This is a genomic window from Microcoleus sp. OTE_8_concoct_300, from assembly GCF_031383065.1.
In the GTDB taxonomy this organism is placed as follows: Bacteria; Cyanobacteriota; Cyanobacteriia; order Cyanobacteriales; family Microcoleaceae; genus Microcoleus.
In genome coordinates this window covers 1-12,732 of sequence record NZ_JANMZH010000777.1, presented here as the reverse complement: position 1 = coordinate 12,732, position 12,732 = coordinate 1, and the positions used below count along the sequence as shown (strand labels likewise).

The following is a 12,732-nucleotide window of genomic DNA, read 5'->3' as shown; positions in this document are numbered from 1 at the left end:
CACAAACTTGTGGAAGTTATTTAATTCTCATTCCTAAGAGCAATCAAAGCCTCTGATATCGGTTTTGAGATGACTGGATAAATTCAGCAGATTGACCGCAGCATAATCTCTCTCGCTTGCTGTTCGATCGCGCAACCAAGCTGAAATATTGCCGAGGTGCTGATTGAGTTGGGCGGGGGCGGTTTCAAAATAGGTTAAAAGGTGTTCAATTAAAGGATACAAAACAAGTTTAATTTGTGCGTCGCGGATCTAGTTTTGGGTTGGGGATTCAATTAATACATGAGTTTTCAATAAGTTAAGTTTGTTTGTCATAATTTCTTGCTCAACAGTTTGGAGCAAGCGTTCTGTGATATACTCGACGATCGCAGGCTGTAGCGTTAAACTTGTCGATGCGGTATTGTCGGGCGATCGCCGATCTTCAATGAGCGATCGTTCAGCCAGCGACTCCAATGCTTCCATCAGTTGCCGTCCAGAAACTTTGGGTAAAATTTCAGATTTTAACTTCGCAGGAGTCGCTCCTTCTCTGTTAATGGCCAGCCAGTACATGATTTGTTGTTGCAGGGTAGACAAGCGCTCGAACTGGCGATCGAGCAAATCCCAGAAATCGCTAAAAACAGTATTTCCTTGCACTAAAAATGCGTGAATATCACCGCCAAAAAGTGTTTTAATAGTCGTTGCAGCAAGTTTGAGGGCGAGGGGATTGCCGCCAAAGTAGTTGACAATATCTTGACACTGCAATAGCGTTGCCTTTAATCCTTTGGCGGCGAGGATTTGGTGGCATACTGGCGGTGAAACTCCGAAGAGGTTGAGCGATCGCACTGGTAAATTTTCCCCCGATCGCACAGCAAACCCGCCCGGTTGTTCTCGTCCGGTTAAAATCAGACAACTTTGGTGGGGTTCGTCAGCAATGCGCGCCAATAACTGTCGGTAATCTTCATACCCTTGTTGATATTGTCCGCTGCGATTTCCTGCTTGCAAAATCGACTCCAGATTGTCGAAAATTAACAAACAGCGTTTTTGTCGCAACTGTTCCATGAGAGCATCAATAGAGTTATTGTTGGTGGCTGATGAATTAGTTAAAATCGGTAAAATATTGCTGAGGATAACATCTAAGGTTGGTGCTTGCTGCAAACTCCGCCAAATCACGAATTCAAACTGAGATTGAATTTGTTGAGCGAGTTTGACAGACAGAGAAGTTTTGCCGATACCGCCAATTCCAAAAATACCGATCAGGCGGGTAGAATTGCTGCTAATCCAAGTTTCTAAAGTTTCCAGTTCCTGTTGCCGATTGTAAAATTGGGAAACATCGATCGCTTCTCCCCAATCTTGAGTGCTGCTATGTGCTTCGCTAGCCGGCAAGATGGCCACACTGCCATGCTGGTAGCGGCGCAAGACTGCTTGAAGATTTTGCTTTGAGACTTTTTCCCCAAGAATTTGAGAGAGATTTCGCCACAAATGCGAACCGACGTGTTTGATATGGTCGAGTTCGTAACCTAAGGGCGCGGCTATCTCTTGATAAGAGTGTCCCTCCCAGGTTTCCAGAAAGACGAGGGATTGAATGTCATTGAGTTTTTGCTTTTTGTTTGCGGATTGTAACAGACTATCAACTAGGGCGATCGCCTCTTGTCCTTTCATAGCTTGCCAATTGGACCTATTCAGTAAATTTACTGATATTTCATGAGTGCGAGTTGCTGTTCAGGAAAGAAAACAAATTTATACAATTAAGCGAAATCAATAGGGTTACCAGCCCCAGGTACAGGCTGTGAAGTCAATTCCATTATCTAAAATTTAACATCTAAAATCGATTGACTGGTAGCAGCCTTTAAGATAATTTACGTAACTTTACAAAAACTTGTCACTTTTTCTCACCGGCAGGGCGATCGGAGTTGGTTATTCTTTGAGTTAAGGCAGAGCACAACCTATTCAAACTGTTCAGGGCTAAACTGCCGATGTGCGGGATAAGCCGATCGGGAAGAGTATTCTACTGCAACTGCGGAACAATTAATTAGACCAACAACCAATTCAACTCAACCGTTAGGTGGCTTCACCCCTTGGTTGAGACGGTACCTTGAACTTAGTCAAACTGTTTACGATCGTGAAAGGAATAATAAATGGCGACTTTACAAGATGTCATCAAGAACAATAGGGGGATTGACTATGGGGACGTAGCAACATCCTACTTAACCCAAGATCAACAACTGTGTAAGGAGATTCAACAAATTCTCGCCAATAATAAATTCTATAACTACGATGTTGATGGACTTTATGGCAAGATTACACGGGAAGCTTTAAGGGATTTTAAAGAGGTTTATTCACTCTCAGGAGGGGATATTTTAGGTCCGACAACGGCTGAATTTTTGCTAAGACTCGATACACTCAAGCCAGAAGGTGGAAGACTGACGACCACCTCTTCTAAAAAAGACGTACAAAGTGCAATTGTTCGAGAATGTAAACGGCAAGGATTAACCTTAAATTCTCAAATCGCCTACATCTTGGCAACTGTTCAGCATGAGACAAATAATACTTTTAAACCTGTTCGAGAAGCTTATTGGTTAAGTGAAGAATGGAGAAGAATAAACTTGAGATATTATCCCTATTATGGACGGGGTTATGTGCAGCTAACCTGGGAATTTAACTATAAAAAATATGGTGATATCCTAGGGATTAATCTACTGGACAATCCTGATAAAGTAATGGATCCGAACATTGCCTTATTTATTTTAGTTGACGGTATGGGTAAAGGACGCTTTACATCAAGGAAACTGGGGACTTATGTCAATGGCGGTAAAACCGATTTTATTGGTGCTAGAGATGTAGTGAATCCAGGTGATGTATCTGCTTTAATTGCTGGGTATGCGGAAAATTGGCAGCGTCAGATTAGCTCCCTTGAGAGTGTTCCTCTAGAAGAAACTCCAGGAACAGATTTACAGGAATCCCCAGATATGAGTTTAAAACTAGATCCAATTGAAGAATTAATGCTTAAACAGATTATGAGTAGCTAGAATTCTTCAGCACTTGCGTATACAAAGCTAAGTCCAGAAGAATCGAATTAATTTAATCACTTTCCTGTATTCATTTCAAGAATAAGTAATCCTTGGAGGTTATTATGGCACGTTGTCCTTTTGCTACTTGGAAACCCATCACAGGTGGAGTCGGCTCTTATTTGGGAGGTCCTTTTAAGATTGTTCATCACACCACCGAAGGTTCAACGGCATCGGGTGCGATGGGAGCGTATAAAAGTAATAGATCTGATCCCCATTTTACAGTTGATTCTACAACCATTTTTCAACATATTGATACAGAATTTTCTGCACGTTCTCTCTTTAATGCAGACGGAGGGGTACAAACCAACAGAGACTCAGCGATCCAAATCGAGGTAGTTGGTTTCGCGGGTAAGCCAAAAAATAAGGAAACCCTCAAAAATGTAGCAAGATTGTGTCGTTGGATTGAAGAAACCCATAAAGTTCCTAAAGTCTGGCCGAATGGATTTCCGAAAACAGGTTCAACTGATCCGGGTGGACATAACCGCAATGCGACGAACTGGGATACTAAAGGTGGTCATTATGGACATTCTCATGTCCCTGAAAATGATCACTGGGATCCCGGTTACACCAAAGCTGACTTAGAAATCATTATGGGAGGTAATTTAGAATCAGTTGACTTTGAAGAAGGGGTTACACTTACACCGTTTATTTCACAAGAAAAAGTAGAAATTTTAGCTCACCTTAGCCTGGTAACCTACAGCATATCCTTTTCTCTAGATGAGCAAGGACAAGGCTTTGTTCCACTAGACATTGCTTGGGAGCGTGTTATTTCTGTGATTTCTCAAGCAACAAAAAATGATGATGGTAACTGGCAAAGTTTTACAGCATCCCTAGCAGAACAAGATGGACAAACTTTATTAGTGGCTACAGGAGGCACACCAGAAGCAACGGCCACAATTTTGGTCAAAGTTTTAGATAACTCCCATCTCATTGAAGAGGAATCGGTCGGTTGCCCTTAGTAATTATTTATTGTCATTTAACCACCAGGAAATAAACCATGTCAATTGAAAGTGTGCTGAATAACCAAGAATTAACTGAAGAGCTTCTTGATAGTGATTACTTTGAAAATAGTCAAAGACTGCCGAAAACACATATTGATCCAGCAACAGCTAAAAATTATCTTCAAACATCAATAAAGGAAGGTCTTGCCAAAGCACAAGAAGGGTTAGGAAGGCTACGGGCAATACAAATTGAAGCTATCATTAATTACGCAGAACGTCCTGCCTTGAAAATCCAGAATGGTGATTTTGAAACCCCTCGGCTCGCATATTGGAAAACTCGTTTAGAACCTCATCGAAGTATTATAAGACAAGCAATAGCTTCAGTAGGAAGAATCGAATTAAAAAATCATGAGCGAGCAATTAATTTTGCTGGCACGGGTTGGTTAGTGACTGATGATGTTATTGTCACTAATCGTCATATAGCTCAACTCTTTGCCTTTCAAGAAGGTGGCAAGTTTGTCTTTCGGAGAAATGATGGCACCCAAAAACTGATTAAGGTCAAGATTGACTTTTTAGAAGAATATCTAGAAGACAATGAAGAAGAGTTTAATATTGATCGTGTTTTATACATTGAACCAGATTCCGGTTCAGATATTGCATTTTTAAAGGTAACACGAGTGGGAGATACAAAATCTCGCTCATTTATTCCTTTAGCAACCAAAGTTGATACAAGAAATAGTGATATTGCCGTGATTGGATATCCAGCTTGGGATGGCAATCGTAATCCCCTTGAACCTGCTAAAATGTTTGAACTTTTTGGGGATATTTATAATGTCAAACGACTTCAACCCGGTAAAGTGATGTCAGCCACAGGATCGCGGGACCGTGGTCCAAATTTTACTCATGACTGTTCAACTCTAGGAGGAAATTCTGGCTCTATCGTTCTTGACTTTGAAACAGGAAAAGCTGTAGGACTACATTATGGCGGAGAATTTGAAAGGGAAAATTATGCCATCCCTGTCACAATTATTGAGCAACGACTCAATGATTTGCTGTCAGGAAAGCTCAAAATATCATCTATTTCAGAAACTCCAGTTATCATCTTTTCTAGTCCCATTGATTTAGAAACAGTAGATAACGAAACCCCTATTGAATTTGAAGATACACCCTGTCTTTATCATTGGGATGATGAGAGTCTTGAAAGCTTTAGTCTAGAAGCAACTCCTTTTCCTGCGGTGAATACTCAACTTCCGATATCGGGAACAGGTTACTATAGTTATTCTCAATTCCGTGAGAAACAATTTGGATTACCTGAAACCATCAAAGCTATTGAAGAAATTGGCAAAATGTGGTTCCAAAACCATCGAACTGGTCCGGTGATTGGGATAGGGAACATTAGTAAAAATGGTGGTGGTCCTGTCCCTCCCCATCAGAGCCATCAAACAGGCTTAGATGTCGATTTTCGACTTTTGAGAACAGATGGAGCCCGAATCGGTATTACTTTCCGAGATCCTAATTATTCCCTTGCTCGAACTCAAGATTTAATTAATACCATTCTCAATAATTCTGTACAGTCTGTTAAATTGATTCTTTGTAACGACAATAACTTAAAGGGAGTTAAACCCTGGCCAGGGCATGACGATCATCTCCATGTACGATTTAGCAAATAATCATTTTTAACAGATTCTCCATTTCCAGTGTTCCTTGTTTCTGGCAACCGCTGAACGCAACCGTTAGGCTGCTAAACTTTTAAAGCAGCCGACGTGCTTGTAAAATCTGTTTTTGCCACTGCTCAAAAGTCTCTATATTTGAGTTCCCATCTTTCTCAACGATCGCCCTTATTTGCTCGATTAGCTCGATCGCCAGCGGTACCCCAAGCTGCAATTGTTCCAAGACATCCCGCTGAGCAAAAACTGTTTCCGGTGTGCCTTCTAAAATCAATTTTCCTCGATCCATTACAAACACCCAATCTGCCCAGCGGTAGATGAAATCGAGGTCGTGACTTGCCAAAAGGATAGTGGTTCCGGCGTTGTGAATTTGTTGCAGTAAACCGATCAGTTGTCGGGTGTGACGCGGGTCGAGATAGGCGGTAGGTTCATCTAACAGCAGCAGTTTCGGCTTGAGAACCATGATATCGGCGATCGACACCCGCTTTTTCTGCCCCAAACTGAGATTGTGAATTGGTTCGCGGGCGAGTTCGCTTAGATCGAATTGGTCGATCGCCTGCTGTACCTGTGGAGCAATTTCGGATTCTGTCAAGCCTAAATTGTACAATCCATAGGAAATATCTTCTTCTACCGTCGAAGCTACTAATTGATGTTCGGGATTTTGAAAGACGAGTCCGATTTGTTGGCGCAGTTGCATCAAAGATTTGCGATCGTAGCAAAACGGTTCGCCTTCCCAGCGAATGATTCCCTGTTGCGGTTGATACAAGCCATTTGCTAACAGAAAAAAGGTAGTTTTGCCGCAGCCGTTTTGACCGATCAGCCCGCAGCGTTTCCCGGCGGGGACTTTGAGGTTTAAATCATGAATTGCCGATCGGGAACCGCAGGGATAGGAGTAGGAAGTGCGATCGAATTCGAGAATCCATTGAGACATATTTGTTATTTGTTATAGCCTTCCGGGCTCTGCCTGGGAATAATATCGTTTCCGGTTGCATCGGAATGATTTAACCGCAGAGGGCGCAGAGAACGCAGAGGGAGAGAATACAGAGAGGAATAATTCCGATGCTACCGGATTTGATATAAATACCCGGAGGATCTGCCTCCAATTACCGATTACCGATTACCAATTACCATTGTATTTGTGTCAGCCTTCATCGGATTTTGACAACTGCCAAAGTTGAAGTTCATAACAGAGATGTTGCTCAAAAAGTTGGCTCGCCTCCAATCCTTCAACCACCAGCTTCTTGAACCAGCGACGAAATATCCAGCGCAGGAATTTGTGGACCGGCCCAACTGCGATCGCAATTAAATCTGCAACATAGATCATCGTATTGAGTCCATACCTGCGGAAAGTATCGACATACAAATCGATTGTCGGCAAAATATGGGCGGAAATATCCTCAGTTTTTACTAAAGTGAATCCAGCCTGCTTTAATGCTGCATGAAGTTCCGTAACAACATGACAATTAGAGAACATTCCCTCTGTATAGTTAGGATCAGAGCGCATCATATCGGCAAGCAGCACGTAGCCACCGTGATTGAGGATTTTGGCGGCACCGCTAGCAATATCAACAGCCGACATATACTGGCTACTTTCGCTAAAGAGAATAAGATCGTAGAAATGGGTTGCTTTGAAGTCTTCAAACCTGGTGAGGTGGAAGATTGCCCGATCGCCCGTACACTTAAGAAAGCGCTGTTGTTGGAACGGATCGGGTGCGAGCCCTTCCACTGCAAAACCTCGATCGAGCAAATAAGCCGCATTTCCGCCAATCCCGCAGCCCACATCCAGTATCGTATGAGTGCCTTGGGGGATCGCATCCAACAGTTTGACAGTATAAGCTTGCTGAGCGATGCGCAATCGGGCGATCGTTAGTTCCTCAGCGGGCACAGGTAGGGTTTCCCAATAACCGTAGTGAAGGTAGGGCGAATCTGTCAGGCCCAAATAGTAATTAAGCGCTGCATTTTGGTAGCGAGTTACCTTAGAAATTTCGATTGATTTTGGCTGCGACATTGAGAAAATTTAGTAAGTTTTAGGATTTCGGGCAGAGTTGAAATTCTTCCCAGCGCTTGCATACCTGTTCATAGCACTCAACGGTCGAAATTGCCAACTTTTGCAACAAATTGATATCAATCTGACCGTTGGCGATCGACAAAAATATAATTGCTTCCTTTGGATCGTAGCTAGCAATAATAGAGAGCAGATGTGAAACAGTATTTTCCTCTAATTCTAGTTGTTGCAAATAAGAAGTTGCGTACAATTGGGAAATAAATTGCAGATCGTACTTAATAGTATCTACGCTCCAATTCACAGACCCGTTAATGGGAGTATTGATTTTGCAAGCAACCAAGCCTCGTCCTCCATGCAAAAAGCCATTCCAAGCAGTATGTCCGATCGGCAAAATATTCTGGTGAATAAACAAGTTTTGCCAGTAGCCAAAACTCCCCTGCCAAACACTATCCTCAATTCGCATTTCTTTTCCATTAAAATAACATACGCTTCCGAACACAGATCGAATTACATCAGCGTTCATCTGTGTTTATCTGCTGATATCTGCGGTTAAAAAACCTCAATCCAATAATTAAAAAAATAATAAACTCACCATCATCCATACCTCGCAGATGAAAAACAACAGGTAAACAAATCGGCGGGCATCCTGACTCAGAGATGCAATAATCTCATTACAGTTGCGGGACAGCGCCGGATTCGCACCGAACTTTCCCCCTTGCGTCTGATGGCTGTTCTCCATCAGAGCCGATCGATATACGGGAATATTACCACTATTTGGGATATTTGACAAAAAGCCGTCCCCCTATTCACCAAACTCAATATTTTCATACAAATCGGCCAGCGAAATTTCCACAGGAATAGAGGTTAAAGTCAGCCGATCGCCCATACAGCTATATTCCGAAAAAATCCACTTATTCGCATCAGTTTTAGAATATTGCTCCACCCGTAGCCGATATTGATCGATTAATAAATACTCCTGAAAACTAGGAATACTGCGATAGGCAGCAAACTTTTCATCGCGGTCATAAGCTTTAGTACCTTTAGATAGCACCTCAGCAATGAACACAGGATTAGTAATTGTATCCGTCCGTCCAGATTGCAGCTCTATCGGTTTCGCAACCACCATCACATCCGGGTAAGTATAATTATTAAGCTGGGGAATCCACAGCCGCTGATCCGAACTAAAAGTCCGATATGGTTTCCCTTTTAACGCCAGTTTCAGCGCAACAACTAAATTAGTGGTAATTTCATTGTGATCCGGTGTGCCGCCAGCCATCAGAACAATCTCCCCATTGATAAATTCATGCCGATCCTGAGAATTGATTTCCAATTCTAGATATTCCTGGGCCGTGTAGGTTTTGGTTTCAACTGGCGCGATCATACACAACGCTCTCCTTTAATCTACTCATTTCATTTTATCTTAAAAATTATGCTAATTCAACAGAAAATTAGATTTTAATCATACTAATAAACAGGCAAGATGCCTGTTCCACAAAGAAGGAATTTTCTGGTGGGGTGGGCATCCTGCCCGCCCCAGAAAGGCTGATTGAGAATGTGCAAGATGTGAGTCCGATCGCACTTAACAAACTTACCGCAGCGGGACAAAGTTATAGCCAGTGCTTCCTCCTTGTTTAACTTGCACTAAAATCGGCTTACCAGCCCGATCGCCCGTGGGCAAAAACTTCACATCCTCGCTCGATCCCCGTGTCGAAAAACTCGCATTTCTGAGTGCTTGTTGCAATCCTTCCCGCGTAGTGCTTTGCCGCAAGCCAGCGATGACAGCTTGAGTCGCGTCAAAACTCGTTGCGGTTCGCCAATTCACAATGCCTCCCCAACGCTGGCGGGCATTTTCTGGGAAACGGCTACCGGGATTAGTTTCAGGATGCCAGGGAACGGGCAAAACAAGCCCGTCAACGTCTTTTTGTCCGTCTTTTACAGTTTGAAAGGTGTAGAGCGTAGTGCTGCCGTAGAGTGGCAATTTGCCTCGATTGATGCGAGCCAGAGAAATCGCACGGTCAATGCGATCGATGTGGGGTGCTAACATCAATCCTTGTGCACCTTTGCTGACAGCATCGGCCAGGGCCTTGTCAGGATTAAAAGAGGGTAATGAAAAGTCGCAAACAGTGGGAACTAATTTGCCGCCAGCAGCAGTAAGAGCTGCCACAAATTCATCTTTAAATGATATGTTATCCGGTGCTTGGGAGTCATAACAAATGGCTATATTAGTTTTGCCTGTTTTGACGGCATATTCTGCTAAGGGAGCCGCCATGACGCTAATATTGGGGATTGTGCGAAAGATGTAGCTGCCAAATCCTGATAGATTATTGGCAAAGCTCGTCGGTGTCACCATTACCAGTTTTTCTTGCTGATAGATCGGAGCAGCTTCGACAGAGGCGTTGCTAGCATTGTGTCCAATTACTGCTAGTATACTCGGATCTTTTGTCAATGTCTTTGCAACTTCTCTGACGACTTCAGGATTGTTGTCATCGTTGACAATTTCTACTTGCACTTTGACCTGGTTGATGCCACCGCTATTATTGACTTCATCCTGAGCTTGGGCGACACCTCGGAGGATTTCTTGGGCGATATTGGGGTTAGTACCAATGGGGACGCTGACAGCAATTTTTAAGGAAGAACCATTGCTGGATCGGGCATTATTCAAATAGATAATGGTTTCCGGGTCGTTGCGATTTTGTTGCAGCGATTTCTGAAAATTTTGGACGGCGGCTTGGTAATCTCCCTTGGCAAAAGCTTGAACGCCTGCTTGTTTTGCTGCTGTTGTTTGGGATGTTAGCAATATCTGATTTCCTAAACTGATGCGACTAGCGATCGCACCCGATGGACTCGCACCCGATGGACTTGCACCCGATGTAGGTGTAGGAGTAGAAGTAGATATATCTAAACTTTTGGATGCGAATAAACCGGGAAGGAACTTGTACCCGCCAAACGCAATTAAGCCGAGAGCAACAATAAAAAAGATGGGCGGGGGGCTTTTTCTCTGGTTAGTATCTTGGGACATAACTTTTTCTCCTTATATAATTTATACAGAGTCTACAGAAAAGCTTTTAACTACCCTCAGTATTCAAGAGATTTCTGTTAAAGTCAATTCATTAAATTCACTAATTAAGTTCATAAAAGTCATATTTGTATTTTTAGGCAGGCAGGATGCCCACCCCACAAAAGTTTTAGCAAATTTGGCTGTTTCTCGAGCGCGTTTGTGGTGCGATCGCAGATAATCCATTTCCAGATAATGCTACAGCGATGAGTGCACTACAAGTAATTGCGATCGACTTTGGTAAATTCATGTGTTTGTGTCCAACTATAAATGTCATAATCTTGTGCCTGTCATTTTCAGAGTAGTAAGGTTTGAGCATTGAATTTATGAGTTACCAACTACAGATAGACTCTGGCTTGGTCATCGGGCAAATTTGGGGAGTAATTAGGTTTCCACCCAGGGATAGATAACTCAGGTTAGTCAAAGATTGTAAGGGTTTGATGTTGCTGATTTGATTGTTGTCAAGACTGAGATAATCCAGTTCACGCAAAGATTGCAATGATTGGATGTCGCTGATTTTATTGTCGCTGAGTCCGAGAAAAATCAATTGAGTCAAGGATGCTAGCGGTTTGATGTCGCTGATTTGATTGTTATCGAGTTCAAGCAAAAATAGTTGAGTCAATGATTCTAGCGGTTTGATATCGCTTATTTCATTTCTGCTGAGGTTTAGTTCAGTCAGTTGAGTCAATGATTGCAATGGTTTGATATCACTGATTTCATTGTTGTCGAGGTAGAGTTCCGTGAGACTCGAAAGTTTCCGATCGGCTGCATCGCACTCAGTAGTCTTAGATTTCCGCAACAACACTTCAACAGTATGTTTAGTTTCAGGACTCAGAGAAGCTTTTTCGCGACACCAATCAGCAAATGTTTTGTTTGCGCTTTGCATTTCTGCTGCTAAAACCGAAAGTCCATTTCCACATAGTCCTAGACCGATCGCACTAAAAGCAACTACCACCATCAACCTTGACAAATTCACGTATTTGTGTGTAACCATAAACGTCATAATTTTGCACCTCTAATTCTCTGAACAGTAAAATCTTAGACAAAAAGCTTTCAGAGAGGACGGTTGTCCTCTATACAAACTGCACAAATCAACTCAAAAATCGTCAGGCAATTCACCAAATAGCGAATCAATATCAATCTCAGCAACAGCCACAGACTGAGCAACTGGTGAATGATTAGGAGACTCCGGCGACTGCACCGAATGCACTTTTGCTACTGGTGATTCTGCCACAGTTTCCACAACAACAGACTTAGATTTTTTGACATTAATTACAGGTGAATGTACTCCATTTTCTCCATTCTTACTGGTTTCATTCCGCACCAACATTGCCATCAAACCGTCCAGCAAACCCCCACTACCGCCGTTACCATTCACTGTGACATCGGGAACAACACGAACGCTACCATCCGAAACTGCTTGCATCAGTTGCAACAGCGTGTAACTCTGCGTACCCAAAGCGTTGACACCAACTTGATAAGCATCCGCTTTTGCTTGTCCCATCAGCCGAATCCCTTCCGCTTCACCACTAGCGTGTTCGATCGCAGCAGTTGCACTCAGTTGGGCAATTTTCACCCCTTGTTCTGCCGCCACCACCTGATTTTGAATGTTTGCGATCGCAGTTGCGCGCACCAATTCTTGACGCTGCGACTCTGAAATGCGCTGTACGTCGTAAGTTTTTTCTTGTTCCTGAGCAATTTTGCGATCGGTCAATGTTTGCATCAACTGTGGTGGTGGCGAAATCAAACCGATCAGCGTGTCCACAGCTTGCACGTCGTAGGCCCGAAGGGCTTGACGAACGTGTTCTGCCGCCTCTGCTTGGCGCTCGCTGCGCGCGATCAGGAAATCGAGTATTGTATATTCTTGAGAGGAATTGCGGGCGTTGGTGAATTAAGGTATGATGAAGCTCAAACGCGATCGCCGACAACAAAAATGATTTTTTTGATTTTGAGCCGGAACAGGAACATCTCCAAATCTTAGATAGTGAATTAATAATCGAATTGAATGCCTTAACATTTG

At 43.0% G+C, this 12,732-nt stretch carries 12 protein-coding genes, 1 pseudogene and 1 riboswitch; of the genes and pseudogenes, 3 read left to right on the top strand and 10 right to left on the bottom strand.

Features of this window, described 5'->3' with window-relative positions:
* Nucleotides 1-33: 33 nt before the first annotated feature.
* Nucleotides 34-222: a hypothetical protein gene (locus tag ACUVJL_RS34930; protein ID WP_445250010.1), complete on the bottom strand. Its 189-nt coding sequence runs from the start codon at nt 220-222 to the stop codon at nt 34-36.
* 27 nt (nt 223-249) lie between these two features.
* The gene (locus ACUVJL_RS34925; protein WP_445250009.1) at nt 250-1,635 is read right to left on the bottom strand and encodes an NB-ARC domain-containing protein; all 1,386 of its coding nucleotides are present in this window, start codon (nt 1,633-1,635) and stop codon (nt 250-252) included.
* Nucleotides 1,636-2,111: 476 nt separating this feature from the next.
* On the opposite strand from ACUVJL_RS34925, the gene ACUVJL_RS34920 reads away from it, so the two are divergent.
* The 3 genes from ACUVJL_RS34920 (at nt 2,112) to ACUVJL_RS34910 (ending at nt 5,655) form a co-directional block, all read left to right on the top strand.
* Nucleotides 2,112-3,002: a glycoside hydrolase family 19 protein gene (locus tag ACUVJL_RS34920; RefSeq protein WP_445250008.1), complete on the top strand. Its 891-nt coding sequence runs from the start codon at nt 2,112-2,114 to the stop codon at nt 3,000-3,002.
* Between the two features lie 104 nt (nt 3,003-3,106).
* Nucleotides 3,107-4,003 (top strand): peptidoglycan recognition protein family protein, encoded by an 897-nt coding sequence (locus tag ACUVJL_RS34915; RefSeq protein WP_445250007.1) that lies wholly within the window; start codon nt 3,107-3,109, stop codon nt 4,001-4,003.
* A gap of 38 nt (nt 4,004-4,041) precedes the next feature.
* Nucleotides 4,042-5,655, top strand: coding sequence for a penicillin-insensitive murein endopeptidase (locus ACUVJL_RS34910; RefSeq protein WP_445250006.1), 1,614 nt, complete (start codon nt 4,042-4,044; stop codon nt 5,653-5,655).
* A 79-nt stretch (nt 5,656-5,734) separates the two neighbouring features.
* Here ACUVJL_RS34910 and ACUVJL_RS34905 read toward each other — a convergent pair whose 3' ends face one another.
* The 8 genes and pseudogenes from ACUVJL_RS34905 to ACUVJL_RS34870 all read right to left on the bottom strand — a co-directional run.
* Nucleotides 5,735-6,583 (bottom strand): energy-coupling factor ABC transporter ATP-binding protein, encoded by an 849-nt coding sequence (locus ACUVJL_RS34905; protein WP_445250005.1) that lies wholly within the window; start codon nt 6,581-6,583, stop codon nt 5,735-5,737.
* 210 nt (nt 6,584-6,793) lie between these two features.
* Nucleotides 6,794-7,660, bottom strand: a complete 867-nt coding sequence (locus tag ACUVJL_RS34900; RefSeq protein ID WP_445250004.1) for a class I SAM-dependent methyltransferase — start codon at nt 7,658-7,660, stop codon at nt 6,794-6,796.
* Nucleotides 7,661-7,679: 19 nt separating this feature from the next.
* A complete protein-coding gene (locus ACUVJL_RS34895; protein ID WP_445250003.1) occupies nt 7,680-8,180 on the bottom strand; it encodes a hypothetical protein in 501 nt (166 codons plus the stop codon).
* A 96-nt stretch (nt 8,181-8,276) separates the two neighbouring features.
* A riboswitch (cobalamin riboswitch) is annotated at nt 8,277-8,421 on the bottom strand.
* 38 nt (nt 8,422-8,459) lie between these two features.
* The gene (locus ACUVJL_RS34890) at nt 8,460-9,038 is read right to left on the bottom strand and encodes a Uma2 family endonuclease (protein ID WP_445250002.1); all 579 of its coding nucleotides are present in this window, start codon (nt 9,036-9,038) and stop codon (nt 8,460-8,462) included.
* A gap of 207 nt (nt 9,039-9,245) precedes the next feature.
* Nucleotides 9,246-10,676, bottom strand: coding sequence for an ABC transporter substrate-binding protein (locus ACUVJL_RS34885; protein ID WP_445250001.1), 1,431 nt, complete (start codon nt 10,674-10,676; stop codon nt 9,246-9,248).
* Between the two features lie 166 nt (nt 10,677-10,842).
* Complete coding sequence (locus tag ACUVJL_RS34880) at nt 10,843-10,989, bottom strand: hypothetical protein (protein WP_445250000.1); 147 nt, start codon at nt 10,987-10,989, stop codon at nt 10,843-10,845.
* A 54-nt stretch (nt 10,990-11,043) separates the two neighbouring features.
* A complete protein-coding gene (locus tag ACUVJL_RS34875) occupies nt 11,044-11,706 on the bottom strand; it encodes a leucine-rich repeat domain-containing protein (protein ID WP_445249999.1) in 663 nt (220 codons plus the stop codon).
* A 102-nt stretch (nt 11,707-11,808) separates the two neighbouring features.
* A pseudogene (locus ACUVJL_RS34870) lies at nt 11,809-12,585 on the bottom strand (SPFH domain-containing protein); the annotation flags it as partial.
* Nucleotides 12,586-12,732: the final 147 nt, after the last annotated feature.